This is a genomic window from Allobosea sp. GW822-FHT03F07 (assembly GCF_058801345.1).
On the sequence record NZ_JBXAND010000001.1, the window covers coordinates 1,596,212 to 1,622,663 of the forward strand.

A 26,452-nucleotide genomic window follows, 5' to 3' on the forward strand; every position below is an offset into this window, starting at 1 on the left:
TCATTTTAAACTTCTGAGACGTGGTGGCGCAAGCCATCCGCGCCGATAAGGACGGGTCAGGGCGATGGGGATTCATTCCGGCAGGCTGGGCGAGGGCGTCGCGCTCGGGACTTTGATGATGGTACTGCTGGCGTCGCCCGCGCTGGCGCAGCAGAGCCGCACGCAGCAGGCTCCCGTGGTACAATCCTCGGAAGCGCCCGTCACGCTCGACCAGATCACGGTCCAGGGTGAGAGCGGGGCCGGCAGCGCGCTCGTCGAGGGGCCGACCACGACGCGGACGACGCGCGAGCAGCTCGACCGGGCGCAGGTGCAGAGCCTGGCGGAGCTCTCCAACCGCATCGAAGCGGGCATCACCCTCAACCGGCAGACCAACTCGCTCAATATCCGCGGCCTAGATGGGGCGCGAATCCTGACGACGATCGACGGCATCCGCCAGCCTTTCCTCACCGATGCGCGCACCAACGGCCGCGGGATACCGCTGGCCTTTGATTTCGACTCCCTCTCGACGCTCGACCTGCTTCGCGGGCCGAGCGGCGGCGCGACACTTGGCAGCGGCGCGCTCGGCGGCGCGCTCGCCGTGCGCACGCTCGACCCCGAGGACCTGATCCGCAATGGCCGCAGCTACGGTGCGCTGGCCAAGACCGGCTTCGACAGCACCGACCGTGCCATCTTCGGCAGCGCCGCCGTCGCCGGGCGCTGGAACAACACCTGGGCCCTGGTCCAGGGCGGTTTCCGCACCGGGCACGAGACCGACAACCGAGGCAACGTGAAGACAGTCGGCGCGGCCCGCACCGAGCCCAACCCGACCGATTTCGACCAGTACAACTTCCTGGCCAAGATCCATCAGTACTCGAACGACCAGGCACATCGCTTCGGGCTGACCGCGGAAACCTTCAAGCGCTCCGCGCGGATCCAGAACCGCGACAACTCGGTCTCGCTGACCGGCAATTTCCGTCCCGGATCCTATACGACCGGCGAGGACATCGAGCGTGACCGCGTCTCGCTGAGCTATGACTACAAGCTGCCGGGCTCGTTCTTCGACGAGGCCCATGCCCAGGCCTATTGGCAGCGCCTGAAGCGCAACGACCTGACGACGGCTTATCGCTTCACTAGCATCGTCGGTCCCTATGGTCGCGACAACGAGAACGAAGAGAACGCCTATGGCTTCAACGGCCACGTCATCAAGAACTTCAACACCGGCATGTTCTCGCACCGGCTCATGGCCGGAACCGAACTGCGCATGACGTCGCTGGAGCAGTATTCCAAGGGCTACGACAATTGTCCGACCCGGCCGGCAACGGGCAGCTTCACCGGCGCCTTCACGACCTGCAACAACATCCCGAGCAACCAGGCCGAGCAGCCGAAGGTCGACGGGCAGCTCGCCGGTTTCTTCGTGCAGGACGAGATCGGCATGCTCGACAACCGCCTGCGCGTGACGCCGGGCGTGCGCTACGACTGGTATGAGGAGAAGCCGAAGTATACGCCGGAATATTTCGCCAATTTCTCGCGTCCGACCAGCCTGCCGCCGTCATCAAGCGATTCCGCCTGGTCGCCGCGCGTCCGGCTCGAATACGACATCGTCAAGAGCGCCGGCCTGTTCAAGAACGTGACGGTCTTTGCGCAATGGGCCAAGACGTTCCGCCCGCCGACGGCCAATGAACTCTATGGCCGGTTCGGCTCTGCGACGACCTATCTGCGCATCGGCAATCCCGACCTGCGGCCCGAGATCGGCAACGGCATCGATGTCGGCTTCCGCTTCGGCGACAAGGCGTTCGGCGGTTCGGTGACCTATTTCCACACCAACTACCGCAATTTCATCGATACCTATCAGGTCCAGGCCCCCTGCGTCGGCGGGCAATACTGCCAGGGTGGCATCACCAGCTTCCGCAACATCGCGCGGGCCGAGATTCAGGGCATCGAGGCCAATGGCCAGTACGCCTTCGCGCCGAACTGGCTGGTCCGCGGTTCGTTCGCCTGGACCCAGGGCAAGAACAAGGTCGACGACACCTATCTGAACTCGATCCCGCCGATCCAGGGTATCGTCGCGATTGCCTATGGCACGGAAAACTGGGGCGCCGAGGTGTCGACCAAGCTGGCGGCCGCGCGCAACGACGTCGCCGCGACGACGGGCACGAATGCCGGCTTCAAGGCGCCGGGCTACGCGCTCTTCAACGCCACCGCCTGGTGGAAGCCGATGCCGCAGATCGCGGACCTCGAAATCCAGGTCGGCGTCTACAACATCTTCGACCGCAAGTACTGGGATGCCGTCAACGTCCCGACCGGAACGCTCGCCCAGGCGCGCGACTACTACACCGAGCCTGGCCGCACGGTGAAGGCGACGGTGAAGTACCAGTTCTGACCAGCCTCGTTTCGAGACCCGGCTTGTGGGCCGGCCCTTCGGGGCCGGCCTTTTCTTTGGGCGCGCGATCAGTTTCCCGTTCGCACACCGTTCGGAGCGAGCGCGACTAGTCCTTCCGTCGCGTGGACGCCGATTGGCGATCGTGCAACGTTACGATCGGTTATGCTGGGGGGTCCATGAGACATGCATTGATACTTGCTGCCGGTTTGGCAGCTTTGGGTGTTACGGGCTTTGGAGGGGAGGCATCGGCGCAGGGCATCCATCCACAGTGCCGGACGGCGAAAGACCAACGGTCCTGCTCCTGCGCGGTGAACAATGGCGGCAGCGTCTCAGCTGATCCTCATCGACCGGGTCGCATGCGCTGGAGGTCGGCGAAGCTGGGGACGGCTGCGCATATGGCGTTCATGAACTGCACAAATGCCAGGGGGCGCTACTGACGCGAAAAGCGCGAGCCGCATAAAGCCGATGCACGAGGCCTCGAAGGCGACGGTGGAGTTCCGGTCCTGATCGGCCGCGCTTCGAGGCTTGGCTCATGGGCCGGCCCTTCGGGGCCGGCCTTTCTCGTTGATGGGGCGTGAAGGACGGTCGCGTCGCGGGCGGAGCAAGTCGGCAACGGGTCGATAGCGGACATCTTCTAGAATCGATTCTATCCCTTTTGCAGCCTCGGCACGGCGTTCGGGTGGTCACTTTTCGGACTCGACAGCTCAGCACCGTTACCCCGTGCTGCCGATTGTTAAGCGAGCCCTTAGGAGGAAATCGCGATCTTAAGAGTCCGCGGAACCAGACCTAAGCGAAAGGAGTGCTAACGCGGAGCCATAGAACTCTTCATTTAAGAGAATCCAATGGCCATGCGCAGATACGTCTCGATCATCTTCGCCATCTTGATCGGCGTTACGGCGCTTTTTATTTTTGGTTGGTTTTCCTCGTGCCAAGGCCGGATGCAAGAGTGCTACGCATCGTTTCGGGCTGTCGGGGACAATGCCGATTCCGTTACGCGTGAGCGACAACGAGCCATCTATGCCGGTTTCGGCGCATCTGCGAGCACCGTGGCGTTCCCGATGCCTCTCGGAGATGGGACGAGCGGCATCTTGTTGATCGATCGCAGCACCGGCAAGCCCAGTCTCGTCGCGCCTACCAATTACACACACTGGTCGCCGAATTTCTCTACAAATGGAGAGCGACTGGTGTTCGCGCGGCAGCTTAAGGGCAGCACAGAAAGAGAGCTGATCAGTTGTAAAGTGATTGGTTGGCAATGCGATGTATTGTATAAAACAGATTCACCGATTTCCTCTGCAGTCGATATTGGTAATGGGTCTGTCATTTTCTCGATGGGCGTTCCGCGAGCGGGCGACAACGAGAGGAGGCGTCGGTTTGATCTTTATGCCATAGAAAAGGGACAAGTCCCAAAGCGGCTTACCGAATATGAAGCCTATACGCTGTCATCGATAAGCGTCGGGGGGAACAAGATTGCCTTCGCCGCGGAAAGCGGAATTGGTTTCGAGCCATTTCGCTGCGAAGAATCGGATAGATACAAGTGCCCCGAGAGCAATATCTATGTTCTCGACCTCGCCCTTCCTGAAGTGACCGTCAATAAAACCTCGAACTTGAAACCAGCTCTGGTGCTCCCTGGATACACGGTCGGCGTGGCTTTAACAGGCGACGGCGCCAGAGCCGCATTGCGGAACACCACCAGACGCGGGAATCCCTATCGCTATAATGAAATAATTGCTGGCTTTGACGGCGCCGTAGAGCGCCAGATTGATGTCGAGGGATATGCCTTCTCATCTGGAGTTTTTGTCGGAGAGACGTTTTTGGTCAATGAGTTATTCGAAGACCGATACCGGGTGCGTGCCCTCAACTTGTCAAAAAATCAGCTCCAAGACCTGCAATTCGAATTCTTGCCCGGCAAATCGGCGGAGCCTGACTCGATCACTCTCTCGTTTTCGTAAGCGGGGCCAGACCAAGGCTGATGCTTCCGAAGTCCGCAATGGGTCGGGAACTGACATTTAATTCTTGCGCTCTGCACCATCTTGACAGGACGAGTCGACGACCGTGGCCCGCCGTGTGACCCGGACGATTGTGTTCCTGCAGGCTCCTCGGCTTAGATCGGTCAGATAGAGCGACGATTGGCGTTGAAAGGCATCGAGGTCTGCGGCATCGCCTTCAATCACCGCAATATGGCGCGAACCGTCGAGGAAGCCGCTGTATAAAATATAACGCCCTTTCATCGAATGACTGCCGGCGAGCTTGGCGGCTTCTAACCCGCGCACCTGTGAAGCCGCAAAATCGATGAAATAAAACGCATTCGAAAAGCATCCGATCAGCACGAAAGCAGCCACGATAATCAAGCCAAAAGCGGCGTAACGACCAACCGATATTGCCGAGAAAATGGCGAATAGGGCGAGCGGGATAGCGAGCCAATCTAACCGCGAGGCGCAATAGAGCGATAGCGCGGCCAGTACTGAACATAACAACGTGCCAAACGCGCGATAAGATGGGTTCGTCATATGAGAAATGCTGTAGGGCTGCCTCGCTGGCTCGATCGATATCACAGTTGGCGACAAATTGGGTTCGTCGCATCAAGCGGCGCTGTTCGAAACATGTGCGCCACGGGTCGATGGCGGCCACTTATCCCGGTGGGCAATCGAACACGAAAAGCGACAGTGTCCATGTTCCGATAATCAGTATCGGGCTGGAGAAGACGGTAGCTGCTACGATCTTTAGTGGGTCAATCTTCCGGCTGAAAGCAATCAAAAAAACCAAGCCCAGCGAAAGCCAGACGCCCAAGAGGTGAGTTGGCCCAATCTCGGCCAATAGCTCGCACGCGCCTGCAGAATGCCCCACTTCTGCCGGCCCTCATCCGTTGCAAGGCACGGCTCTTAACGTGCGTCAATTTGGTCTGCAATGGGTCGAAAGCTGACATCGGCATTCATCAGAGACCGACCGATAACCACTAGCTGGCTAGTGGCATAGGGCTCGGCGAGCATGTAAGACACGCGCATGGCCGAGCTTCCGAAATCGCTCTATTCGATTCTTCGCACATGCGTGCATCTTTTCAGCTCATTCGCTGTGTTGACTATCTCCACGCTTGGGTTGAGCGCTTTCAAGCTCGATCAAGTCTATTTCATTCTTACAAACGCAGTCATTTTTTTAGCAGCGGGCTACACGGGCATCTTTGTTAGATCTATTGGGTATAACATCACGATATTGATCTTGGCTCTTCCGAGCCTTTGGTTCTCATTCAACGCATATTTCTACCACAATAACATTTTGTCTGGCCCTCAAATCAAGGAGGGCTACCTATTGACCTCGATGTACTGCCTCGTTGGAATGGCGTGCACCTTTGTTTTTCTGATCAGTCGCATCTGGAAATATGCCGTCGCAAAGTATGAAGCCCGGGTGTGAAGAGTGGCCACTGATCGCTTATGAACACCGCAACCGCCGCTACCAGCGAAAATGTCTGATGTCAGCAACGGGTCGTGACCGGACCCTCTCCTCGAATTCGCGCCGATTCGCTTACGCGCCATCCTCTGGCTTCGGCGCGCGCAACCGCCTTGGTCCTTCCGTCAACGACTTGAAGACGCCTCGGAGCGTGCGGGCCTCCTGCTCGGTCATCTCCAGACGGTGCAGGATGTCGCGCAGATTGGCGGTCATGATCTGCTTCTTGCCGGGCGGGAAGAAGCCGCAAAGGTCGAGTTCGCTCTCGACATAGTCGAACATCGACAGCACCGTGGCGCGGGTGGCCGGCGGGGAGAGGTTGTTTTCGCGGAAGGGCGGCTCGCCCCCGGTCGCCTTGAACCATTCATAGCCGGCGAGCAGGACGGCCTGGGCGAGGTTGAGGGAGGCGAAGGCAGGGTTGACGGGGAAGGTCAGGATCGCGTCGGCGAAGGAAATCTCCTCATTGGTCAGCCCGATGCGCTCGCGCCCGAACAGGATGCCGACGCGCTCGCCCGAGCCGATTCTATGGGCGATCGGGGGCATCGCCTCGGCCGGTGTGAGAACGCGCTTCATCTGGCCGCGCTCGCGGGCTGTGGTGGCCAGGACGTAGTTCAGATCGGCGATGGCCTCCGCCGCACTCGGAAAGAGCCGGGCGTTCTCGAGGATATGGGTCGCTCCCGAGGCTGCCGAGGTCGCACCTTTCTTCAAACCGCCGCCGGTCGGCCAGCCATCGCGCGGCGCGACGAGGCGCATTTCGGAAAGGCCGAAATTCGCCATGGCGCGGGCGCACATGCCGATGTTCTCGGCCATCTGCGGCTCGACCAGGATGATGACGGGGGCAGGGGCCTCGACGGGCGGGCGGGTGCGGTCGGTGCCGGATCCGGGCATGATGGTGTCTCGTCATTCCCGGGCGGAGCGCAGGGGCGGCCGTGGGAATCGCCCCAAGTGAGCGCCGGGTCAAGCCTTGGCCGTCATGGTCGGGCTTGTCCCGACCATCCACGTCTTCACTGGTCCAATGTCGCGTTCAAGACGTGGATGCTCGCCACAAGGGCGAGCGTGACGATAGCGGCCGGCTTCAGCCGGCTGCCTTCTCGACCGCCCGCATGACACGCAGCGTGTTGCCGCCGGCGAGTTTTTCGAGATTATCCTCCGACCAGCCGCGGCGGATCAGCTCGGCGATCAGGGCCGGGAAGACCGAGGTGTCCTCCAGGCCGTCGGGATTGATCCAGCCGAAGAAGTCCGAGCCGATGCCGACATGGTCATGGCCGATGCGCTGCGCGAGATAGTCGAGATGGTCGCAATATTGCGGCAGCGTTGCCCTGGGCCTGGGGCCGGACTTCGCCGCGATTTCGGCCTCGGCCTTCTCGTGGTCGAGCCCTTCAGGCGTCTTGCCGTATTGGTCCTTGGCGGGCCTGTGCCAGTCGCGCGAAGCCTGGCTGATGAAATCGGGCACGAAGGTCGCCATGACGACGCCGCCATTGCCTTTGATCCGGTCGAGCACGTCGTCGGGGACGTTGCGCGGGTGGTCGCAGAGCGAAAACGCGTTGGAGTGCGACCAGACGACCGGCGCGCGCGTCACATCGAGCGTGTCGTGCATCACCTTCGGCGAGACATGGGCGAGATCGACGACCATGCCGAGCCGGTTCATCCGGCGGATCACGTCCTTGCCGAAGGCGGTCAGCCCGTCATGCCTTGGCGCATCCGTCGCGGAATCACACCAGTCGGTGGTATCGTTGTGGCAGAGCGTCATCAGGCGGATGCCGAGATCGTAATAGGCGTCGAGCGCGTCGAGCTGGTTGTCGAGGGCGGTGCCGTTCTCGATCGTCATGAACAGCGCAATGCGCCCTTCCGCCTGCGCCGCGACGACGTCGTCGGCGGAGAGCCCCGGGCGGAAGGCGTCGGCGTGGCGCTTCAGGATGTCGCGCATCAGCGCGATCTGGGCCAAGGCGAAACCGGCCGGGCCCTTCTGCTTCGGCGGGACATAGGCCGCGAAGAACTGGCCGGCGAGCTTGCCGGCCTGCATGCGCGGGATGTCCGTGTCGCCCTCGGCATGGACCTTGTCGAGACGGTAGGCGCCGACATCGCCCTTCGCCTCGCGGTTCAGGCGGATGACGTAGGGCAGGTCGTTATGGCCGTCGATCAGCGGGGCGCGATCGAGAAGGGCGAGGGCCGCCGCATAGGCGTTGTCCTGGACGGGGGGCTTGGCGAGGGCCATGGCGTATCTCTGCTCGGAATCGGGAAGACCACTTTGTCAGGGAGCGCGCGAAGCGGCGAGGGCCAGAAGCGCAGGGCGCCCCCTCGTCATGGTCGGGCTTGTCCCGACCACCCATGTCTTCCCTGGTCGATGGCGGTGTTCAAGACGTGGATGCTCGCCACAAGGGCGAGCATGACGATGTTTCCCCGCCTGCGCGGCCTGCGTCAGCCGAACCGCGCCGGCGAGAAGGGCGTCGGGTCGACGAAGGCCTTCTGGCCGGTCACCATCTCGGCGACCATGCGGCCGGTGACGGCGGCGAGCGTCAGCCCGTGATGGGCGTGGCCGAAGGAGAACCAGAGCCCCTTATGCTTCGGCGCCGGGCCGATGATCGGCATCATGTCGGGCGTGCAGGGGCGCCGGCCGAGCCAGGGCTCGGGGTCCACCCGTTCGCCGAGCGGAAAGAGCGTGCGGGCGATCGGCTCGGCCCGTGCGAGCTGGACCGGGGTCTTGGGCGCGTCGCGGTCGGCGAATTCCGCGCCGGTCGTCAGGCGGATGCCCTGCTGCATCGGCGCGAGGAAATAGCCGCGCTCGGTGTCTAGGACCGGATGGTTGAGCACCGCATTGCCCTTGGCCTTGTAGTGCATGTGGTAGCCGCGCTTGACCGCGAGCGGCAGGCTGTAGCCGAGCTTGCCGGTGAGCACGTCGGCCCAGGGGCCGAGCGCGATCACGACGTCCTTCGCCTGCGCCTTGGTGCCGTCGGCGAGCGTGACGCTCCATTCCGCTCCGTTCTGCGCGAGCGTACCCGCATCGCCGATCGCCAGCTTGCCGCCGAGCTTTTCGAACAGCGCGACATAGGCCTGTGACAGGCCGAGCGGATTGATGACGGTGACCGGGTCGGTCCAGTGCAGGCCGCCGACCAGGCTGCCATGGTCGATATGCGGCTCCTCGGCCTTCAGGGTGGCGATGTCGAGGGCGCGATAGTTGAGGCCGAATTCGCGGTTCCATTTCGCCGCCTCGGCCAGGCGCTCGTCCTGCTGGGCGGCCGTGCGGAAGACCTTCATCCAGCCCTTGCGGCGGAGGAGGTCCGTGGCGCCCGCTTCCTGCGCCAATGCGTCGTGCTCGGTGACGCAATGCTCGATCAGGGTCGCGTATTTATGGGCGATGGCTTCGTGCTGCGAGGCGCGCGAATGCATCCAGTAGGACCACAGGAAGGGCGCGAGCTTCGGGATCGCGCTCCAGTGGTAATAGGCGTCGATCGTGTTGTTGCGCGCATAGCGGAGAAGCGCCCCGAAATCATGCGGGAAGCCGTAGGGGTAGACGCCCTCGCGCTGGATCAGCCCGGCATTGCCATAGCTCGTCTCCTCGCCCGGAGCGCGCCGGTCGACGAGCAGGACGGAGCGGCCGGCTTTCTGCAGATGCAGCGCCACCGAAATGCCGACGATGCCCGCACCCAGAACGATCGTATCCGTCGCCATGACCTGCTCCTGCCAGTCCCCACATCAGCAAAAATAGCCGTTTGCGCTGCCTTGTCAGCGCCGCGACGTGTTTTTGCGCCGTTGGGCCCAAAGTTTCGCAAGATTTGCGCCATGGCGGCCGTCATCTATCGCGGAAGCCGGCAAAGCATGGTTTCGACGCAATTTCCTGCCGACGCAGGGTGGGGCTGCGGCGATGGCGGGTGACGCCAGCATGGCAATCGGCCAGTGTCGGCCTCCTTTCGGGACGAGTCGTGCCTTCCATGCTCACGCGCATCGCCGCTTCTCTGGCCGCCGGCCTTGCCTGGCTCGGGCGCTACGGGACCCAGGGATTCGCGCTCTCGATCTTTCTCGGCCTGGCGCTGCCGCAGTTCTCGGCCGCCGCGCGCCCGGTTCTGCCGGTGACGATCTTCTGCTTCACCACCATCGTCTTCATGCGGGCCGATATCGGCATCATCGCCGGCCTGCTGCGTCGCCCGGGCAAGTTGATTCTGACCTGCCTGTGGATGGTGGCTGCCCCCGTCGCGCTGATCGGCGGCGCCTTCCTGATCGCGGGGCGCGACGCGCTCGACCCCGGCCTGCTGCTCGGTCTCGCGATCCTTGCTGCGGCGCCGCCGATCATGTCCTCGCCCGCCGTCGCGATCCTCTACGGCTTCGAGCCGTCGCTGATCATCGCCGGCGTCATCATCACCACGGTCGCGAGCCCGCTGGTCGCGCCGATGCTGGTCGAGCTTCTGGCCGGGGCGGCCGTGCCGCTCGACCGCTGGGTCCTGAGCCTGCGGCTGCTGCTCTTCGTCGGGGGCGGCATGGCCTGCGCTGCCGTGTTGCGCTTCTGGCTGGGCAGGGCGCGCATCAAGGCGATGAAGGCCAATCTCGATGGCTTCGGCGTGCTGATGTATTTCATCTTCGCGATCGCGGCGATGGACGGCGTCACCCGGGCTGCGCTCGACAACCCGGTACGTGTCGCCGGCTTCCTCGCCTCCGCCTTCGGCGTATCGGTGATCGGGCTGGGGGTGAGCTATCTCGTCCTGCGTTTCCTGCGCCGGTCCGAGCGCTTCATGGTCGGCTACGGCGCCGGGCAGCGCAATATGGGCATGATCGTCGCCGCGCTCGGGGCCGGGGTGCCGCCCTCGACCTTCCTGTTCTTCGCGCTGGCGCAGTTCCCGATCTACCTGATGCCCTGGTTGCTGAGCCGGATTGCGGGGCGCATCCGGCGCGAGGAGGCCGCTGCTGACGGTGCCTGACGGGGAAAGTTGCGAAGCTGGCTCCGTCGTCATCGGAGCCTTCAGTCATGATCACCCTTCATTCCGGGCCGCTGAGCCTGTTCTCGCGCAAGGTCGAGATCGCCCTGCGGGAGAAGGGGCTGGCCTTCGAACGGATCACGGTCCCGTTCAACCAGACGACGGGCTATGATCCCAGGCACCCGGAGGTCGTCGCGCTCAACCCGAAGAAGCAGGTGCCCATCCTGAGCGATTGCGGGCTAGTGCTCTACGATTCCACTGTCATCCTCGAATATCTCGAAGACGCCTATCCGGAGCCGGCGCTCTACCCGGCAAGCCCGGTCGACCGGGCGCGCTGCCGGCTCGACGAGCTCTATGCCGACGAGATCATGTTCGCGAGCCTGAAGCTGCTGATGCATCGCACGGAACCGCCGGCTTCGGACCTGATGAGGCGTGCCGCCCAGGAGGCCGACGCGCTGATCGGCGAAAGCCAGCTCACCGATCACTATGCGGTGCTGGAGGAGAAGCTGGCCGGGCGCGACTTTTTCGGCGGCCTGCTCTCTGCCGCCGATATCGCGCTGTTCATGTCTGTCCTGTATGCGCTGCGGCTCGGCGGGCCTTCGCTTGAAGGCTTCGAGGGGCTGGCGCGCTGGTATGACCGGCTGAACCAGCGCCCGGCCTTTGCGACGGCGGCAGCCGAGATGGCCGAGGCCGACCGGCGGCTGTCCTTTCCGGTCAAGGCGCGTTCGGCCTGACAGGCGGACCGGCCGGCGCATTTTTTGTTCGCCGCATCGCATTTCTGCGGAAAACGCGTTCCCATTTTGCCGCGCGATGCTTTAAACCGCCTCGCATGAGCGCTCCCATCCGCATCGCCCCGTCCATCCTCTCGGCCGACTTCTCGAAGCTCGGCGAGGAGGTTCGCGCCATCGACGAGGCTGGCGCCGACTGGATCCATTGCGACGTGATGGACGGGCATTTCGTGCCTAACATCACCTTCGGGCCCGATGTGCTGAAGGCGATCAGGCCGCATACGAAGAAGTTCTTCGACGTGCATCTGATGATCGCGCCGGTCGACCCGTATATCGAGGCCTTCGCCAAGGCCGGCGCCGACCTGATCTCGTTCCATGTCGAGGCAGGCCCGCACCCGCACCGGACGATGCAGGCGATCCGGGCGCAGGGCAAGAAAGCCGGCATCGTGCTCAACCCCGGCACGCCGGCGAGCCTGGTCGAGCCGATGCTGGATGATCTCGACTTGATCCTGCTGATGACGGTCAATCCGGGCTTCGGCGGGCAGAGCTTCATCCATTCGGTCGTGCCGAAGATCGCGCAGGTGAGGGCGCTGATCGGCGAGCGACCGATTGCGCTCGAGATCGACGGCGGCGCGACGCCCGAGACGGCGCCGTTGGCTGCCAAGGCCGGAGCGGACGTCTTCGTTGCGGGCTCGGCCGTGTTCAAGGGCGGGCCTTCGGCCTATGCCGGCAATATTTCCGCGATCCGCAAGGCGGCCGAAGCTGCGCGCGGTGATTGGGTTTGAGGTTTAATCAGCCCTCATCCTGAGGAGCCGCGAAGCGGCGTCTCGAAGGATGATCCAGAGTGCACTGGAGCATCCTTCGAGACGCGCTCCTGAAGGAGCGCTCCTCAGAACGAGGGCTCATGTGGTGACAAGGACGAGACGATGATCCCGCGCTATTCCCGCCCTGAAATGGTCGCCATCTGGGAGCCGCAGACGCGATTCCGGATCTGGTTCGAAATCGAGGCGCATGCCACCGACAAGCTGGCCGAGCTCGGCGTCGTGCCGAAGGAGGCTGCCGCGACGATCTGGGCCAAGGCCAAGGACGCGACCTTCGATGTCGCGCGGATCGACGAGATCGAGCGCGTCACCAAGCACGACGTCATCGCCTTCCTGACGCATCTGGCCGAGATCGTCGGCCCCGAGGCGCGCTTCGTCCATCAGGGCATGACCTCGTCGGACATTCTCGACACGACGCTTTCGGTCCAACTCGCCCGTGCCACCGACATCCTCATCGCCGATGTCGATGCGCTGCTGGCGGCCATCAAGCGCCGGGCCTTCGAGCACAAGCTCACCCCGACGATCGGCCGCTCGCACGGCATCCATGCCGAGCCGGTGACCTTCGGGCTCAAGCTCGCCCAGGCCTATGCCGAGTTCGACCGCTGCCGCGCCCGCCTCATTGCGGCCCGCGCCGAGATCGCGACCTGTGCGATTTCGGGCGCGGTCGGCACCTTCGCCAATATCGATCCGCGCGTCGAAGCCTATGTCGCGGAGAAGATGGGGCTCACCGTCGAGCCGGTTTCGACGCAGGTCATCCCGCGCGACCGGCATGCGATGTATTTCGCCACGCTCGGCGTCGTCGCCTCCTCGATCGAGCGGCTGGCGACCGAGATCCGGCACTTGCAGCGCACCGAGGTCTATGAGGCCGAGGAGTTCTTCTCGCCGGGCCAGAAGGGTTCGTCGGCGATGCCGCATAAGCGCAACCCCGTCCTGACCGAGAACCTGACCGGCCTCGCCCGCCTCGTGCGCGGCATGGTCGTGCCGGCGCTGGAGAACGTCGCGCTCTGGCACGAGCGCGACATCTCGCATTCCTCGGTCGAGCGCATGATCGGCCCCGACGCGACCGTGACGCTCGATTTCGCGCTGGCGCGGCTCACCGGCGTCGTCGACAAGCTGCTGATCTACCCGCAGAACATGCGCAAGAACCTCGACAGGCTCGGCGGCCTGCACAATTCGCAGCGCGTCCTGCTGGCCTTGACCCAGGCCGGAGCCAGCCGCGAGGAGAGCTATACACTCGTCCAGCGCAATGCGATGCGCACCTGGGAGCATGGCGAGGACTTCCTGACCAACCTCAAGAAGGACAGGGACGTCACCGCCCGGCTGTCGGATGCCGAGCTCGGGGCGATGTTCGACGAAGGCTATCACTTCAAGCATGTCGACACGATCTTTGCGCGGGTGTTCGGGGAGAGCTGACGGGCTGGACTTCGGCGGCGGCAGGGCTATCTACGCCTGATGAAATCCTCCGACACCGACATCCTCATCATTCCCGGCTGGTCCGGTTCCGGGCCCGATCACTGGCAGAGCCGCTGGGTGGCGAAGCTCACCACGGCGCGGGTTGTCGAGCAGGAGGACTGGTACAAGCCTTCGCGGCATCTCTGGTCCGAGCGCATCGTGCAGGCGGTGCGGGCCTCGACGCGGCCAGTGGTGCTCGTCGCGCATTCGGCGGGCGTCAGCGCGGTCGCGCATGCGGCCGAGCATCTGCATCCGGGCGAGGTAGCCGGGGCCTTTCTGGTGGCGCCGGCGTCCGAACGGGCCAAGGGCGCGATCCCCGGCATGGCGGCCGACTTCATTCCGCACCGGCGCGAGATCCTGCCGTTCCGCAGCGTGCTGATCGCCAGCACCAACGATCCCTACTGCACGCCCGAGGAGGCGAAGGAACTGGCGCAGATCTGGGGCTCCGAGTTCGTCGACGCGGGCGAAAGCGGCCATATCAACGCTGAATCCGGGCATGGCCCCTGGCCGGACGGGCTGCTGCGTTTCGGCGGCTTTCTCAGGAGCTTGACGGCGGTTCCTCAGAAACGGATTCAGGGCTGAGGCTGGCTGGATGGTCGGTCTCCCAGACGCGGACCGCGTCCTTGAGCGCCATCAACTCTCTGAAGCTGCTTCCATCCTGAACCGAGAGCGCCTTGATGCGGTGGATCGCGAGTGCGTAGTCTTCATCCGTCTCGATGGTGAAGGCGGGCGGGTCCGACCGACAGGAATCCGGCCCGTGCTTGATCGTCGTCTTCATGGCGACCTCCGGACGATGGAGCATCCGTGAATTATACTCCCGATGGGAGAATTCGCATTTGCGTCAAATCAACTCGCCCGCTGTTCCGGGAGACCCCAACCCGGCCAGACCTATTCTACGACTGCGGCAAAGCAGGGAGCAGGTCGGACAATGTACAAGTTCATTCTCATACCGACGGACGGATCGGAATTTGCCCAGAAGGGCGTGGAGCATGGCCTGAGCCTGGCCAAGAGCGTCGGCGCCAAGGTCACCATCGTCACCGTCACGGAGCCGTTTCCGATCTACGCCGGCGCCGCGGCCAGCGCCGGGTGGGCGTCGCCGCCGATGGATACGGGGGAGTATGAGGCTGGCCAGGCGCAAGCTGCCCAGAAGATACTGGCCGATGTCAGCGCTGCAGCGGAGAGGCTCGGCCTCGATGCCGAGACCGTTCATGTTCCCCAGGCTCACCCGGCCGAGGCCATCGTCGAGATTGCCAATACCCGCCAGTGCAGCCTCATCGTCATGGCATCACATGGAAGACGCGGGCTCCGTCGCCTTCTGCTCGGCAGCCAGACCGCCGAGGTGCTCGCCAGCAGTCCCGTACCCGTCCTGGTGGTCGTGTAGCGTCTATTGCGGAGACGGGGGTAGCGAGCGGCTGATGGGCTCGGGTGCATATCCGAGCAAATTTGCATTGCTCGGAATGCATTTCCCCCGCGACCGCTACCCGTCATGGTCGCCCTTGTGGCGACCATCCACGTCTCCGCTGGCCGAAGGCTGTTCTCAGGAAATGGATGCTCGGGACAAGCCCGAGCATGACGGGGCGTGGCACAATCGAGCGTTCGTTCGGTTGGGCGCTCAAGCCAGCTCTCGACCCATTGCCGACCTCTTGGTATGCAGCCAAATTCCTCATTCGGCGTGATGAGGCCATGTGATGTCAGCTTGCATTTCCGACGGTTGGGCCAACTTTGGCTCTTTCCTCTTTTTCGTCGGGAGCGGAGCGCTGTACGTCAAGTTCGCAGCGCGCATATTGCGGGAGGCGCGGCTCCAAGCGCAGGACAGTTCGGTCTTCGATGGCTCGCCCGTGTTAGCACTGATTGGACTGCATCGAACGCTGCAGATCTGGAGAAAACCCTCTGCGCTGTCAGAGCAGGACCAGGAGCTCCTACAACAAACACGCGGACGCTTGGCGAGGCTGTCATTGTTCGGGGGCGGGCGAATCGGTTTGCCGCTTTGGTTCCTGTTCGCGAGCCAGACCTGCGCGTTCCAAGCGGCGTGGCGCCTGTGAGTTCCGCTTCCGACCCGTTGCAGGCACTTGAGCAGACCGTGCGCGAGGTCGGGAGAATGCTTAATCACGGCCGTTTGGGCAGCAGCCGGTTCTCTGCATGGGCGTCAAGTTGTCCTTCATCGCTGAAACTGAATTCGATGCTCGCGCTGCCTTCACGGCCCTCCAACGCTCCAATGTCCAGAAGCCACAGTCTGAGACGTGGCAATCCTTCTTCTGACAAAGCGGATTTTATCGAGCCCTTGATGGCTCGAGGAACGGCGCGAACCTCGATGTGCCAATCCCAAGGACGGGACAATGGGCCGAAGTAGGTATTGCCCCGGTGACCACGGAACTCGGCCAGAAGCACTCGCAGAGGTCGCCCGGCTTTCTCGGACCAATCGTCAAACTCCCCAAAACGAAGCTTGAGATGTTCATACTGGGGGACATCGTGCAGCGCTTGCGAAATTAGCTCTGCGCCTAGCGGATATCCGGTCGATTTCCAGACTTCTCGTCGATACTCCGTTGGGATGATCGGTCGAGGCGGAGGGAGAGCGCTCTCCTCCCGACTTTTTTGCATTTGCTCTAGCATGCGTAGTCGCTTCTCGGTCGCCTTTCGGAGTGCGCCGTTCGAAACGTAAATGAGTCGAGCGCGCGCCCAAGCGATTTGCTGGCCCAGTTCTTGATCCGATAATTCCGACACTTCTGAAAGTGTCGAAGCCCTAACGCCCCGCCCCATCGTCGCTTCCCCCGATTGCCGCAGGAACCTACCAGATCGGCGTCAGCTTTCACCGTTGCAGACATCGCCAATCAATGGTGGTGTGCCCGGTACGATGAGCACACTGCCGATGGCCTCTAACGACAACAGGCTTCGCGAGCACGTTAGACGCGTTCTGCGCGACACATGGGACCCGATAGGGCTCGGTGAGGAGTTGCCCGATGATGAGTACGATAGTTATGTGCCGGGCCTAATCCCTCTGGTGCGCGGCCTGACGGCTTTTGAGGCTGAGATCGCGGCCCATCTGTTGCGGATCGAGGCGGATATGATGTGCCTGTCTCCACACCCCGCAAGAGCAACGCGGACTGCTCGTGCTCTGCTCGGTTTGCGGGAGGCGGATCAGCGCAATTCCGACGTTCTCGTCAAGCAGGTGGTGAGCCCGGACGGCTTGCGTTGCCTTTGGGTGCTACTGCGTCGCGATGGCCTCTACGGCTACGAGCACAGGGTTCTCCAGCACGAGAACGACGAGAATGGCGCATGGTCATGGTGGGCAGACGCCGGCCAAGGTCCGTCAGGGCTCTTTGCTTCCGCAGAGGCGGCTGAACGCGACGCTCGCGGGTCAATCGACTGGATGCGCTAAGGTCGGCTTCCGACCCGTTGCAGACCTCCCGCCGAGTTGATACGCGATCGCATGGCAACGAGACGATTGGCCCCTTCCGATGCAGAAGCTACGGCCCGAGTGCACCGAGCCAGCTTCGACGATCGCCTGCCGTGGTTGGCGGGTTTGCACACGCCTCATGAGGACCGAGCCTACTTCGCCAACGTCGTCTTCGACGAATGCGAGGTGTGGGGTTCCTTTGATGGCGACGATCTAATCGGCTTCATCGCATTTCGAGAGAACTGGATTGATCAGCTTTACGTGCTCCCGGCCTATCAGGGGCGCGGCATAGGAGGTGCATTGTTAGCGGTGGCTCAGGCTCGCTTTTCCGAAATCCAACTCTGGACCTTTCAGAAGAACGACGCAGCCAGAAGCTTCTATGAGAACAGGGGGTTTGTAATCGCCGAGCAAACAGACGGGTCGCGCAACGAAGAGCGCGAGCCGGATGTCCTCTATGCGTGGCGCGAGGAATGACCGCTCGCAACCCATAGCGACCGCCGCGGCGGTCTGTAGGCGTTCCTTCTCCTCACGAAAAACAAAAACCGCCCCGGTTTACACCGGGGCGGTCTCGTTTCACGCGCTGAGGCGATCAGCCGCCGAGATCAATTCTCGACATAGGTGATCTTGCCGTCCGCGCCCTTCTTCCAGGTGTATATGGTGTAGTCGGGGCGGGTGATGTCGCCCTTCTTGTCGAAGGCGAGATCGCCGATGACAGTCTTGACCGGCTGGCCGCCGCGGAGCGCCTCGGCGACCTTCTTGGGATCGAGCGAGTTGGCGCGCTTGGCGCCCTCGGCGATGACCTGAACGGCGGCGTAGCTGTAGAGGGTGTAGGCCTCGGGCTTGAAGTTCTTCGCTTCGAACTTCTTCACGACGCCGGCAGCTTCCGGACGCTTCTGCGGGTCCGGCGGGAAGGTCATCAGCGTGCCTTCGACGCCGGGGCCGCCGATCGTGGCGAACTCGTCGGTGGTGATGCCGTCGCCGGAGATCAGCACGGCCTTGACGCCCTGGTCGCGCATCTGGCGCACGATCAGGCCGCCTTCGGTGTGCAGACCGCCCCAGTAGACGAAGTCGGCGCCGACCGACTTGATCTTGGAGATGAGCGCCGAGAAGTCCTTCTCGCCGGCGTTCACGCCCTCATAGAGCACGTCCTTGATGCCGGCCTTGGTCAGGCCCTTGCGGGTCTCGTCGGCGAGGCCCTGGCCATAGGTGGTCTTGTCGTGGATGACGGCGATCTTCTTGTCCTTGAAGTTCTTCGCGATGTAGGCCGCCGCGACCTCGCCCTGCTGGTCGTCGCGGCCGCAGGTGCGGAAGACGTTCCAGAGGCCGCGCTCGGTGATCTTCGGGTTGGTCGCCGAAGGGGAGATCGCGAGGATGCCGTTCTCGGCATAGACTTCCGACGCCGGCATGGTGACGCCGGAGTTGAAGTGGCCGACCACGAACTTGACGCCGTCGCCGACGAACTTGTTGGCGACGGAGACACCCTGCTTGGGATCGGAGACGTCGTCGCCGACCGAGAGCGTGATCTTCTGGCCGAGGATGCCGCCGGCGGCGTTGATGTCCTCGACGGCCTGCTCCGTCCCGTTCTTCAATTGCGCGCCGAAGGCGGCGTTGGGGCCGGTGATCGGCCCGGCGACGCCGAACTTGATCTGGGCGTTGGCCGCGCCGGCGAAGGCGAGGACCGCGCCGAGCGCGATGCTGCTCAACAGCAGTTTCTTCATGAGATGAGACTCCCCTGCATTTGACTATGAACGGGCTGAATTATCCGCCCGTCTCGGCGCGTGCTGCCGCCGTGAACCGCAGTCTTGCGCGTTTTCAGGCGGGTGTCACGTGACAAGCTCTTAATGGGTTTTGATCCTTTAGACGGGGTTTTCGCTGCCTTCCCGCGCCTTCCAGGTGAACGGCCCGGTGCGCTCGTAGAGCCAGCGGTACTGCGTCGTCATCTGCTTCGCGAGGTTGTAGCGCCAGCCCGCAAAGCCGAACGCCATCAGCACGAGGACGTCGACGATGTAGTAGTGCAGCGTCAGCAGCGTCGCCTCGAACAGGGCGAAATGGATGAAGCGGACGAACAGGCCCAGCACCAGCATGTAGAGGACCAGTTGCCAGGTCGGGCGCCAGGTCTTGGCGATGGCGCGCCCCGCCATCCAGGCGAGCCACCCCCCCATCACCACGCTGACCAGCAGGAACAGCCAGACCGTCGGTTCTTCGTAGAGGATGCCCTGCATGTCAGTGCCTCCCGCCTTCGAGATAGGCGGCGCGCACCTGCGGATTGGACAGGAGTTCCTGGCCGGTGCCGCTCATGGTGATGACGCCGTTGACCATGACATAGCCGCGATGGGCAAGCTTGAGCGCATGGAAGGCGTTCTGCTCGACCAGGAAGACCGTCAGCCCCTGCGCCCGGTTCAACTCCCGGATGGCCTCGAAGATCTGCTTGACGATCAGCGGGGCGAGGCCGAGCGAGGGCTCGTCGAGCAGCAGCAGCTTCGGCCGCGCCATCAACGCGCGGGCGATCGCGACCATCTGCTGCTCGCCGCCTGACAGCGTGCCGCCGCGTTGCTGCAGGCGCTCCTTGATGCGCGGGAACAGCGCGCAGATCTTCTCGAGGTCCTCGTCGAAATGGGCGAGGTCGCGGACGGCTGCGCCCATCTGCAGGTTCTCGAAGACGGTCATGCGCGGGAAGATGCGCCTTCCCTCCGGCGACTGCGCTATCCCCAGGCGCGCGATCTGGTGGCTCGGCATCTTGGTGATGTCCTGCCCCTCATAGGTGATCGTGCCCTCGCGCGCCTGCGGGTTGCCGAAGATCGTCATCATCAGGGTGGATTTGCCGGCGCCGTTGGCGCCGATCATGGTGACGATCTCGCCTTCGCGGACGTCGATGTCGACCCCCTTCAGCGCGATGATCTTGCCGTAATAGGTCTTGACGCCGCGGACGGCGAGGAGCGCGGGGGCTTGCGCCTGCGCCGTGGCTTGGGTTTGCAGTTGGGCCTCGGTCACGCGATTCCGACCTCCTCTTCGACGGCCGCGACCTCTTCGTCGTCGACGCCGAGATAGGCTGCGATCACCTTCGGATCGGCCTGGACTTCCGCCGGCGTGCCGTCGGCGATCTTGGTGCCGTAGTCGAGCACCACGACATGGTCCGAGATTTCCATCACCACCGACATGTCGTGCTCGATCAAGAGCAGCGCCGTGCCGATGTCCTTGCGGATCGAGAGCAGCAGCGTGTTGAGGTCGTGACTTTCGCGCGGGTTGAGGCCTGCGGCCGGCTCGTCGAGGCAGAGCAGGACGGGGTCGGTGCACATGGCGCGTGCGATCTCGAGCCGGCGCTGGTCGCCATAGGGCAGGTCGGCGGCGGGGTCGTCGGCGCGGTCGATCAGGTTGATCTTTTCCAGCCAGAACTTGGCCTTCTCGATCGCTTCCTTCTCGCGGGCCTTGTAGCCGCCGATGCCGAGCACGCCGAGGAAGGTGTACCCCGAGGCGATCATCAGCGGATTATGCTGTGCGATCAGCAGGTTCTCCAACACGGTCATGCCGCCGAAGAGGCGGATGTTCTGGAAGGTGCGGGCGACCTTGGCGTGCCAGCTGATCCTGAAGTCGGGCATGCGCTCGAGCAGGTAGCTGGCGCCGGAATCCTGCGTCAGCGTGATCATGCCCTCGGTCGGCTTGTAGAAGCCGGTGATGCAGTTGAACACCGTGGTCTTGCCGGCGCCGTTGGGGCCGATCAGCGCCGTGATGTCGCCCTTGCGCGCCTCGAAGGAGAGGTCGTTGACGGCGGTCAGGCCGCCGAAGCGCATGGTGACGTGCTCGGCGCGGAGCAGGGGCCTGTCGTGGAGGGGAGCGGTCGTCATCAGCCGTGCCCTTCCTGGACCATGTCGGCGGAGATCGCCTTCTTCTCCTTGAGGAATGCCGTCGGTTCGCGCGTCGAGATCAGGCCGCGCGGCTTCCAGATCATGATGACGACCATGGCGAGGCCGAAGATCAGCATGCGGTACTTCGTCGGGTCGAAGTCGTTGCCGAAGATGGCCTTGAGCCATTCCAGTTCACGCAGCAACTCGGTGCCGCCGATCATCGCGATGGCGGCGATGGCGCAGCCCCAGAGCGAGCCCATGCCGCCGAGCACGACGATGGCGAGGATGATCGCCGATTCCATGAAGACGAACGATTCAGGCGAGATGAACCCCTGGCGCGCCGAGAAGAACGCGCCGGCGACGCCGCCGAACATGGCGCCGATCGCAAAGGCGGTCAGCTTCGTCGAGGTGGTGTTGATGCCGAGCGAGCGGCAGGCGATCTCGTCCTCGCGCAGCGCCTCCCAGGCCCGTCCGACCGGCAGGCGGCGCAGGCGCAGGGTGACGAACGCGGTGAGCAGCGCCAACCCGAGGATCAGGTAGTAGAGGAAGATCGTGCGGTAGAGCGGCGAGAATTCCAATCCGAACACGGCGGCGAAGCCGGTGTCGCTGGCGTTGAAGGGAATGCCGAAGAAGGTCGGGCGGGGGATGCCGGAGATGCCGGCATAGCCGCCGGAGAAGTCGACCCAGTTGATCAGGACGAGGCGGATGATCTCGCCGAAGGCCAGCGTCACGATCGCGAGATAGTCGCCGCGCAGGCGCAGGACGGGGAAGCCGAGCAGCATGCCCCAGAAGGCGGCGAGGATTCCCGAGAGCGGCAGCAGGATCCAGAAGGACAGGCCGAAATTCTTGGCGAGAAGCGCGTAGGAATAGGCACCGACCGCGTAGAAGGCGACATAGCCGAGATCGAGCAGGCCGGCGAGGCCGACAACGATGTTCAGCCCCCAGCCAAGCATGACGTAGATCAGGATCTGGACGCCGAAATTGTCGATCCATTTCAGCGCGCCGCCCCAGCCCGCCAGATTGATCGCGATGATCGGGAAGGTGACGAGGAAGCCCAGCCCGAACAGCGAGAAGCTGCGCGAATGGCGCTGGAAGAAGGCGAAGGTGCCGTGCGGCAGGAAGCGCACCAGCGATTTGCGCTCCGACCTGGTCTGCTGGCGCAGGACGACGAGGAGACGCCCGACGAAGACGATGGCCACCGCCCAGGCGACCGCATCCCAGCGCGGATCGAGCACCAGGACATTGTCCATGTTCTGGCGCGTGCCCCAGGCGATGATCGGGATGCACAGGCCGAGCGTGACCAAGGCGGCGAAACCCGCCTCCTTCACGGCGGCCTTGAGATCGGGGCGGGCTGCGGGCGTCGAGAGCGTGGCGGAGGGGGCAGGCCTGTTCATCGCTTCAGACCTTCTCGACTTCGGGGCGGCCGAGGATGCCCGAGGGCATGAAGACGAGGACGATCGCCAGGATGCAGAAGGCGGCGACGTCCTTGTAGTCGATGGTGAAATAGGCCGACCACATCACCTCGATCAGCCCGATCAGCAGCCCGCCGATCACGGCGCCGGGCAGCGAGCCGATGCCGCCTAGGACGGCCGCGGTGAAGGCCTTCACGCCGGGCACGAAGCCGTCATGGAACGAGACCACGCCGTAGAGGACGAGGTACATGACGCCGGCGACCGCTGCGAGCGCGGCGCCCATCACGAAGGTGATCGAGATCGTGCGATCGACGTCGATGCCGAGGAGGGCGGCCATCTTGCGGTCCTGCTCGCAGGCGCGCTGGGCCCGGCCGAGCGGCGTCTTCTGGACGATGTACCAGAATGCCGCGAGCAGGATCGCGGTCGTCACGATGATGACGATCTGCTTGTAGGAGATCTGGACCGAATAGGTCGCGCTCTCGATGAGCGTGATCGACTTGTTCAGCATCGGCGCGACCGACTTGTTGCGCGGGCCCTGCACGACCTGGACGAAGTTCATCAGGAAGATCGACATGCCGATCGCAGAGATCAGCGGGGCGAGGCGGAAGGAGCCCCGCAGTGGCCGGTAGGCGACGCGTTCGATGGCCCAGTTCCACAGCGAGGTGAAGAACATCGCCAGCGCCAGCACGACGATCAGTGCGACGACGATCAGGCCGGCCCCGAACCAGGAGGCGATCAGCATGAAGAAGATCAGCGCGATGAAGGCCGAGAGCATGAAGATATCGCCATGGGCGAAGTTCACCATGCCGATGATGCCGAAAACCATCGTATAGCCGATGGCGATGAGGCCGTAGATCGACCCCAGGGTCAGCCCGTTGATGAGCTGCTGCAGGAATACTTCCATCGACGACGCAGACCCCTCGAATCCGCTCCCGTTCTCTTCGTCGGCATGACGCCGACGCATGCGGGATGCGATCACCATGCAGAGCTACCAATGCCCAACGCTTTCGACAATCGCGCCGGGCCATAAAACTGTCAAAAGCAATCTGCTGTGAACTGCCTCGGAAATGGGCAGCACTCTTTGCGGTGTCGCGGTGATTTCGCGCAAGATGATTGTGTTTGGGGCAGGCGCGACCGTGACCTCGACCATGAGCCGTGCGATGCGGATGCAGCTCTCGGGGGTGCGGGCGTGGTGGGTGATCCTCCGCTACGGTCACGATTGATCGATTCCTGGCAGGCGGGCGATCTCTTCGGAGAGGAAGTCGATCAGTAGCCGGACCCGGGCGATTCCGGCGCGCTCCGGGACGATCAGCATGCTGAGCGGGATGGAAGGCAGGGAGTAGTCCGGCAGGATCGCTTCGAGCCGGCCCGCAGTGACGAGATCGTCCACGAGCCAGCGATGGGCCGGCGCGATGCCGCGCCCGGCGATGAGAGCCTCGCGTGCGGCCAGCCCATGGTCGATCCGCAAACGGCCTATGAAGGGTACTGTGTAGCGTTCGCTGCCCGGGCCTTGCAGGGCGAGCGTGTCGCTACCCGCCACGTTCGACATCCGGATGCCCTCATGGGCGGAGAGTTCCTCGGGGAAAGCCGGTCGTCCTCGCTTTGCCAGATAGTCCGGCGCAGCGACGAGCAGGCGCCGGCTCCGTCCCAGCGCTCTCAGCTTCATCGAGCTGTCACCGAGCGGGCCCAGGCGCAGCGCGAGATCGCTGCCCTCGCGAACAAGATCGACGCGCTCGTCGGTGAGGCTGAGGTCGACCCCGATATCAGGATAGCGGTCCTGAAAGGCGAAAATCAGACGGCTGACATGCAGCACGCCCAAGGCGGCCGTGCAGGAGATCCGGATCGTGCCGGCAGGGGCGTCGCGCCTACCTCGCGCCTCGGCGCCGGCCTGCTCGACGAGGCGAAGAATCTGGACGCAGTTGCCATAGTAGCGGCTGCCCTCGTCGGTCATCGTGACGCGCCGCGTGGTCCTGCTGAGCAACGGCACGCCGACGGCCTCTTCGAGTTCCTGCAATTGCCGCGTGACGGTCGACTGCCCGAGGCCGAGTTCCCGCGCGACCGCCGACAGGTTGCCGCGTTCGGCGACGCGGACGAAGCTGCGCATGCGATCGAGCGTGATATCTGATTTATCCATTAATCGGCAAAATCTTATGCATTGCCGTTGTGTAGCGGATGGATTCCGCATTGCCTAGCTGGGAGGTCGAGTGTCCAACGCGGAATAGCTGTCCATGAAAATCCTCCTCGTCTTCGCCCATCCCGAACCCCGCTCGCTCAATGGGGCTCTGCGCGATGTCGCCATCCAGGAACTCGAGGCCGAAGGTCACGAGGTGCGGGTGTCGGATCTCTATGCTGAGCGCTGGAAATCCGAGGTCGATCGCGCCGACTTTCCCTCGCTCACGCCGGATGCGCGGTTGGTGCCCGTCGCGGCCTCGAAGAAGGAGTTCGAGGCCAATGCGCTGACCGAAGACGTTAGAGCCGAGATCGAGAAACTCCTGTGGGCCGATGCCCTGATCCTCCAGTTCCCGCTCTGGTGGTTCACCATGCCGGCCATCCTCAAGGGCTGGGTCGACCGCGTGTTCGCCTACGGCTTCGCCTATGGCGTCGGCGAGCACAGCGACAGGCGCTGGGGCGACCGCTATGGCGAAGGAGTTCTGATGGGCAAGCGGGCGATGCTGATCGTGACCGCCGGCGGCTGGGAGGAACACTATGCCGCCCGCGGGATCAACGGGCCGATCGACGACCTGCTGTTCCCGATCAATCACGGCATCCTGTATTACCCGGGCTACGACGTGCTTCCGTCCTTCGTCGCCTACAGAGTCGATCGCCTCGACGAGGCCGGTTTCGAGGCGACAGCCAAGCGTCTGCGCGAGAGGATGCGGACGCTCGCGACCACCCCACCCATTCCCTATCGGCAGCAGAATGGCGGCGACTATTTGATCCCCAGCATGCAGCTACGCCCCGGTCTGAACGATCCCGGTGCTGCCGGCTTCACGCTGCATCTCAATGGAACGGAAGCTGGCGCGGCACCCAAGACGAAGTGACGCGGCCTGTCGGGTCCTGCCATCGCTTGCGCCGCCGCCCCCCGTTCAGGCTTTGTCCGTCACCAGGAAGCCATGTGCCAGCGGGTCGCGGTCGTCGATGAAGATCGTGTTGTAGCCGGTCATGCGGGCCCAGCCCTCGATCGAGGGAATGATCGCCTCGAAGGGGCCGACCTGCGCGGTGGCCTCGACCCGGCCGCGGAACATCGTGCCGATGATGCTCTCATGCACGAAGTCGTCGCCGACCTGGAGTTTGCCCTGCGCCGCCCATTGCGCCATCCGCGAGGAGGTGCCGGTGCCGCAGGGAGAACGGTCGATCGCCTTGTCGCCATAGAAGACGGCGTTGCGGGCATGGGCTTCGGGTTTGGTCGGCTCGCCGGTCCAGAGGATGTGGCTGAGGCCGTTGATCGCCGGGTTCTCGGGGTGAATGAACTCGTATTTCGCGTTGAGCGCCGCGCGTAGCTTCGGGCTCCAGCGCTGGATGTCGGACGGCTGGATATCGGCGATATCGGAGAAATTCGCTTGCGGGTCGACGATCGCATAAAAGTTGCCGCCATAGGCGACATCGACGGTGATCTCGCCGAGTTCCTCGATCTCGGCGGTCAGGCCGGTCGCGTGGAGATAGGAGGCGATGTTGGTGATGCGGACGCTGTCGACATGGTCGCCATTGCGGGTGTAGCGGGCCGTCACCAGCCCGGCCGGCGTGTCGATGCGCAGCACGCCTTCCTCGCGCGGCGTGACGAGGCCGCGCTCCAGCGCCATCGTGACGGTGCCGATGGTGCCGTGGCCGCACATCGGCAGGCAGCCAGAGGTCTCGATGAACAGGAAAGCGATGTCGGCGTCGTCGCGCGTCGGCGGATAGAGGATCGAGCCCGACATGACGTCGTGGCCGCGTGGCTCGAACATCAGGCCGGTGCGGATCCAGTCATATTCAGCCAGGAAATGTGCGCGCTTCTCGACCATGTTGGCGCCCTTCAGCGGCGGGGCGCCGCCTGCGACCATACGCACCGGGTTGCCGCAGGTATGTCCGTCGACGCAGAAGAAGGTGTGAGTGCTCATGG

The 26,452-nt window shown here is 63.6% G+C and carries 25 protein-coding genes and 1 pseudogene; 12 read left to right on the top strand and 14 right to left on the bottom strand.

The window, feature by feature from the left end:
• Positions 1-64 precede the first annotated feature (64 nt).
• Together AC1RMY_RS07640 and AC1RMY_RS07645 are read left to right on the top strand one after the other, a co-directional pair.
• Positions 65-2,359 carry a TonB-dependent hemoglobin/transferrin/lactoferrin family receptor gene (locus AC1RMY_RS07640; RefSeq protein WP_492863347.1) on the top strand — a complete coding sequence of 765 codons (2,295 nt, stop codon included), beginning with the start codon at positions 65-67 and terminating at the stop codon, positions 2,357-2,359.
• An 842-nt stretch (positions 2,360-3,201) separates the two neighbouring features.
• Positions 3,202-4,308 (top strand): hypothetical protein, encoded by a 1,107-nt coding sequence (locus tag AC1RMY_RS07645; protein ID WP_492863348.1) that lies wholly within the window; start codon positions 3,202-3,204, stop codon positions 4,306-4,308.
• Positions 4,309-4,365: 57 nt separating this feature from the next.
• Here AC1RMY_RS07645 and AC1RMY_RS07650 read toward each other — a convergent pair whose 3' ends face one another.
• Positions 4,366-4,866 (bottom strand): hypothetical protein, encoded by a 501-nt coding sequence (locus tag AC1RMY_RS07650; RefSeq protein ID WP_492863349.1) that lies wholly within the window; start codon positions 4,864-4,866, stop codon positions 4,366-4,368.
• 493 nt (positions 4,867-5,359) lie between these two features.
• Here AC1RMY_RS07650 and AC1RMY_RS07655 point away from each other — a divergent pair, with 493 nt between their 5' ends.
• The gene (locus AC1RMY_RS07655; protein ID WP_492863350.1) at positions 5,360-5,764 is read left to right on the top strand and encodes a hypothetical protein; all 405 of its coding nucleotides are present in this window, start codon (positions 5,360-5,362) and stop codon (positions 5,762-5,764) included.
• 111 nt (positions 5,765-5,875) lie between these two features.
• Here the strand turns inward: AC1RMY_RS07655 and AC1RMY_RS07660 are convergent, their stop codons facing one another.
• The 3 genes from AC1RMY_RS07660 to AC1RMY_RS07670 all read right to left on the bottom strand — a co-directional run bounded on the left by AC1RMY_RS07660 (position 5,876) and on the right by AC1RMY_RS07670 (position 9,466).
• Positions 5,876-6,685 carry an RNA methyltransferase gene (locus tag AC1RMY_RS07660; protein ID WP_492863351.1) on the bottom strand — a complete coding sequence of 270 codons (810 nt, stop codon included), beginning with the start codon at positions 6,683-6,685 and terminating at the stop codon, positions 5,876-5,878.
• A 187-nt stretch (positions 6,686-6,872) separates the two neighbouring features.
• Entirely contained in the window at positions 6,873-8,012 is a 1,140-nt protein-coding gene (locus AC1RMY_RS07665) for a dipeptidase (protein WP_492863352.1), read from the bottom strand.
• 203 nt (positions 8,013-8,215) lie between these two features.
• A complete protein-coding gene (locus tag AC1RMY_RS07670; protein ID WP_492863353.1) occupies positions 8,216-9,466 on the bottom strand; it encodes an NAD(P)/FAD-dependent oxidoreductase in 1,251 nt (416 codons plus the stop codon).
• A gap of 260 nt (positions 9,467-9,726) precedes the next feature.
• Here AC1RMY_RS07670 and AC1RMY_RS07675 point away from each other — a divergent pair, with 260 nt between their 5' ends.
• The 5 genes from AC1RMY_RS07675 (at position 9,727) to AC1RMY_RS07695 (ending at position 14,287) form a co-directional block, all read left to right on the top strand.
• A complete protein-coding gene (locus AC1RMY_RS07675; protein WP_492863354.1) occupies positions 9,727-10,707 on the top strand; it encodes a hypothetical protein in 981 nt (326 codons plus the stop codon).
• Positions 10,708-10,754: 47 nt separating this feature from the next.
• Positions 10,755-11,438, top strand: coding sequence for a glutathione S-transferase family protein (locus tag AC1RMY_RS07680; protein ID WP_492863355.1), 684 nt, complete (start codon positions 10,755-10,757; stop codon positions 11,436-11,438).
• A gap of 95 nt (positions 11,439-11,533) precedes the next feature.
• A complete protein-coding gene (gene rpe, locus AC1RMY_RS07685) occupies positions 11,534-12,217 on the top strand; it encodes a ribulose-phosphate 3-epimerase (protein WP_492863356.1) in 684 nt (227 codons plus the stop codon).
• Positions 12,218-12,358: 141 nt separating this feature from the next.
• On the top strand, positions 12,359-13,666 hold the full coding sequence (gene purB / locus AC1RMY_RS07690) for an adenylosuccinate lyase (RefSeq protein ID WP_492863357.1): 1,308 nt from the start codon (positions 12,359-12,361) through the stop codon (positions 13,664-13,666).
• 39 nt (positions 13,667-13,705) lie between these two features.
• Positions 13,706-14,287, top strand: coding sequence for an RBBP9/YdeN family alpha/beta hydrolase (locus AC1RMY_RS07695; protein ID WP_492863358.1), 582 nt, complete (start codon positions 13,706-13,708; stop codon positions 14,285-14,287).
• Here the strand turns inward: AC1RMY_RS07695 and AC1RMY_RS07700 are convergent.
• Positions 14,244-14,483 (bottom strand): hypothetical protein, encoded by a 240-nt coding sequence (locus AC1RMY_RS07700; protein ID WP_492863359.1) that lies wholly within the window; start codon positions 14,481-14,483, stop codon positions 14,244-14,246. The genes AC1RMY_RS07695 and AC1RMY_RS07700 overlap by 44 nt on opposite strands.
• A gap of 150 nt (positions 14,484-14,633) precedes the next feature.
• On the opposite strand from AC1RMY_RS07700, the gene AC1RMY_RS07705 reads away from it, so the two are divergent.
• The gene (locus AC1RMY_RS07705) at positions 14,634-15,086 is read left to right on the top strand and encodes a universal stress protein (protein WP_492863360.1); all 453 of its coding nucleotides are present in this window, start codon (positions 14,634-14,636) and stop codon (positions 15,084-15,086) included.
• A gap of 725 nt (positions 15,087-15,811) precedes the next feature.
• On the opposite strand, the gene AC1RMY_RS07710 is transcribed toward AC1RMY_RS07705, so the two are convergent.
• Entirely contained in the window at positions 15,812-16,315 is a 504-nt protein-coding gene (locus AC1RMY_RS07710; RefSeq protein ID WP_492863361.1) for a hypothetical protein, read from the bottom strand.
• Positions 16,316-16,556: 241 nt separating this feature from the next.
• On the opposite strand from AC1RMY_RS07710, the gene AC1RMY_RS07715 reads away from it, so the two are divergent.
• Entirely contained in the window at positions 16,557-17,081 is a 525-nt protein-coding gene (locus AC1RMY_RS07715) for a hypothetical protein (RefSeq protein WP_492863362.1), read from the top strand.
• A 51-nt stretch (positions 17,082-17,132) separates the two neighbouring features.
• Positions 17,133-17,573 carry a GNAT family N-acetyltransferase gene (locus AC1RMY_RS07720; RefSeq protein ID WP_492863363.1) on the top strand — a complete coding sequence of 147 codons (441 nt, stop codon included), beginning with the start codon at positions 17,133-17,135 and terminating at the stop codon, positions 17,571-17,573.
• A 128-nt stretch (positions 17,574-17,701) separates the two neighbouring features.
• On the opposite strand, the gene AC1RMY_RS07725 is transcribed toward AC1RMY_RS07720, so the two are convergent.
• From AC1RMY_RS07725 to AC1RMY_RS07755, 7 genes and pseudogenes are all read right to left on the bottom strand, one after another.
• Positions 17,702-18,817 carry a branched-chain amino acid ABC transporter substrate-binding protein gene (locus AC1RMY_RS07725; RefSeq protein ID WP_492863364.1) on the bottom strand — a complete coding sequence of 372 codons (1,116 nt, stop codon included), beginning with the start codon at positions 18,815-18,817 and terminating at the stop codon, positions 17,702-17,704.
• A 138-nt stretch (positions 18,818-18,955) separates the two neighbouring features.
• The gene (locus tag AC1RMY_RS07730) at positions 18,956-19,321 is read right to left on the bottom strand and encodes a DUF6867 family protein (protein ID WP_492863365.1); all 366 of its coding nucleotides are present in this window, start codon (positions 19,319-19,321) and stop codon (positions 18,956-18,958) included.
• A gap of 1 nt (position 19,322) precedes the next feature.
• Entirely contained in the window at positions 19,323-20,090 is a 768-nt protein-coding gene (locus tag AC1RMY_RS07735; RefSeq protein WP_492863366.1) for an ABC transporter ATP-binding protein, read from the bottom strand.
• A gap of 14 nt (positions 20,091-20,104) precedes the next feature.
• Positions 20,105-20,941, bottom strand: a pseudogene (locus tag AC1RMY_RS07740) (ABC transporter ATP-binding protein); the annotation flags it as partial.
• Positions 20,941-22,335: a high-affinity branched-chain amino acid ABC transporter permease LivM gene (gene livM / locus AC1RMY_RS07745; protein WP_492863367.1), complete on the bottom strand. Its 1,395-nt coding sequence runs from the start codon at positions 22,333-22,335 to the stop codon at positions 20,941-20,943. The gene livM and the pseudogene AC1RMY_RS07740, both read right to left, overlap by 1 nt.
• A 4-nt stretch (positions 22,336-22,339) precedes the next feature.
• Entirely contained in the window at positions 22,340-23,257 is a 918-nt protein-coding gene (locus AC1RMY_RS07750; RefSeq protein WP_492863368.1) for a branched-chain amino acid ABC transporter permease, read from the bottom strand.
• 309 nt (positions 23,258-23,566) lie between these two features.
• A complete protein-coding gene (locus tag AC1RMY_RS07755; protein WP_492863369.1) occupies positions 23,567-24,487 on the bottom strand; it encodes a LysR family transcriptional regulator in 921 nt (306 codons plus the stop codon).
• 94 nt (positions 24,488-24,581) lie between these two features.
• Between AC1RMY_RS07755 and AC1RMY_RS07760 the strand changes: the two genes are divergently transcribed.
• The gene (locus tag AC1RMY_RS07760) at positions 24,582-25,394 is read left to right on the top strand and encodes an NAD(P)H-dependent oxidoreductase (protein ID WP_492863370.1); all 813 of its coding nucleotides are present in this window, start codon (positions 24,582-24,584) and stop codon (positions 25,392-25,394) included.
• A 45-nt stretch (positions 25,395-25,439) separates the two neighbouring features.
• Here AC1RMY_RS07760 and AC1RMY_RS07765 read toward each other — a convergent pair whose 3' ends face one another.
• Complete coding sequence (locus AC1RMY_RS07765; protein WP_492863371.1) at positions 25,440-26,450, bottom strand: 4-hydroxyproline epimerase; 1,011 nt, start codon at positions 26,448-26,450, stop codon at positions 25,440-25,442.
• Between the last annotated feature and the right edge of the window lie 2 nt (positions 26,451-26,452).

What these genes read in the sequence shown, in the direction of transcription:
- AC1RMY_RS07640 (WP_492863347.1), top strand. Translation starts at nt 65, where the DNA reads ATGGGGATTCATTCCGGCAGGCTGGGCGAGGGCGTCGCGCTCGGGACT.
- AC1RMY_RS07645 (WP_492863348.1), top strand. Translation starts at nt 3,202, where the DNA reads ATGGCCATGCGCAGATACGTCTCGATCATCTTCGCCATCTTGATCGGC.
- AC1RMY_RS07650 (WP_492863349.1), bottom strand. Translation starts at nt 4,866, where the DNA reads ATGACGAACCCATCTTATCGCGCGTTTGGCACGTTGTTATGTTCAGTA.
- AC1RMY_RS07655 (WP_492863350.1), top strand. Translation starts at nt 5,360, where the DNA reads ATGGCCGAGCTTCCGAAATCGCTCTATTCGATTCTTCGCACATGCGTG.
- AC1RMY_RS07660 (WP_492863351.1), bottom strand. Translation starts at nt 6,685, where the DNA reads ATGCCCGGATCCGGCACCGACCGCACCCGCCCGCCCGTCGAGGCCCCT.
- AC1RMY_RS07665 (WP_492863352.1), bottom strand. Translation starts at nt 8,012, where the DNA reads ATGGCCCTCGCCAAGCCCCCCGTCCAGGACAACGCCTATGCGGCGGCC.
- AC1RMY_RS07670 (WP_492863353.1), bottom strand. Translation starts at nt 9,466, where the DNA reads ATGGCGACGGATACGATCGTTCTGGGTGCGGGCATCGTCGGCATTTCG.
- AC1RMY_RS07675 (WP_492863354.1), top strand. Translation starts at nt 9,727, where the DNA reads ATGCTCACGCGCATCGCCGCTTCTCTGGCCGCCGGCCTTGCCTGGCTC.
- AC1RMY_RS07680 (WP_492863355.1), top strand. Translation starts at nt 10,755, where the DNA reads ATGATCACCCTTCATTCCGGGCCGCTGAGCCTGTTCTCGCGCAAGGTC.
- rpe (WP_492863356.1), top strand. Translation starts at nt 11,534, where the DNA reads ATGAGCGCTCCCATCCGCATCGCCCCGTCCATCCTCTCGGCCGACTTC.
- purB (WP_492863357.1), top strand. Translation starts at nt 12,359, where the DNA reads ATGATCCCGCGCTATTCCCGCCCTGAAATGGTCGCCATCTGGGAGCCG.
- AC1RMY_RS07695 (WP_492863358.1), top strand. Translation starts at nt 13,706, where the DNA reads ATGAAATCCTCCGACACCGACATCCTCATCATTCCCGGCTGGTCCGGT.
- AC1RMY_RS07700 (WP_492863359.1), bottom strand. Translation starts at nt 14,483, where the DNA reads ATGAAGACGACGATCAAGCACGGGCCGGATTCCTGTCGGTCGGACCCG.
- AC1RMY_RS07705 (WP_492863360.1), top strand. Translation starts at nt 14,634, where the DNA reads ATGTACAAGTTCATTCTCATACCGACGGACGGATCGGAATTTGCCCAG.
- AC1RMY_RS07710 (WP_492863361.1), bottom strand. Translation starts at nt 16,315, where the DNA reads ATGCTAGAGCAAATGCAAAAAAGTCGGGAGGAGAGCGCTCTCCCTCCG.
- AC1RMY_RS07715 (WP_492863362.1), top strand. Translation starts at nt 16,557, where the DNA reads ATGAGCACACTGCCGATGGCCTCTAACGACAACAGGCTTCGCGAGCAC.
- AC1RMY_RS07720 (WP_492863363.1), top strand. Translation starts at nt 17,133, where the DNA reads ATGGCAACGAGACGATTGGCCCCTTCCGATGCAGAAGCTACGGCCCGA.
- AC1RMY_RS07725 (WP_492863364.1), bottom strand. Translation starts at nt 18,817, where the DNA reads ATGAAGAAACTGCTGTTGAGCAGCATCGCGCTCGGCGCGGTCCTCGCC.
- AC1RMY_RS07730 (WP_492863365.1), bottom strand. Translation starts at nt 19,321, where the DNA reads ATGCAGGGCATCCTCTACGAAGAACCGACGGTCTGGCTGTTCCTGCTG.
- livM (WP_492863367.1), bottom strand. Translation starts at nt 22,335, where the DNA reads ATGAACAGGCCTGCCCCCTCCGCCACGCTCTCGACGCCCGCAGCCCGC.
- AC1RMY_RS07750 (WP_492863368.1), bottom strand. Translation starts at nt 23,257, where the DNA reads ATGGAAGTATTCCTGCAGCAGCTCATCAACGGGCTGACCCTGGGGTCG.
- AC1RMY_RS07755 (WP_492863369.1), bottom strand. Translation starts at nt 24,487, where the DNA reads ATGGATAAATCAGATATCACGCTCGATCGCATGCGCAGCTTCGTCCGC.
- AC1RMY_RS07760 (WP_492863370.1), top strand. Translation starts at nt 24,582, where the DNA reads ATGAAAATCCTCCTCGTCTTCGCCCATCCCGAACCCCGCTCGCTCAAT.
- AC1RMY_RS07765 (WP_492863371.1), bottom strand. Translation starts at nt 26,450, where the DNA reads ATGAGCACTCACACCTTCTTCTGCGTCGACGGACATACCTGCGGCAAC.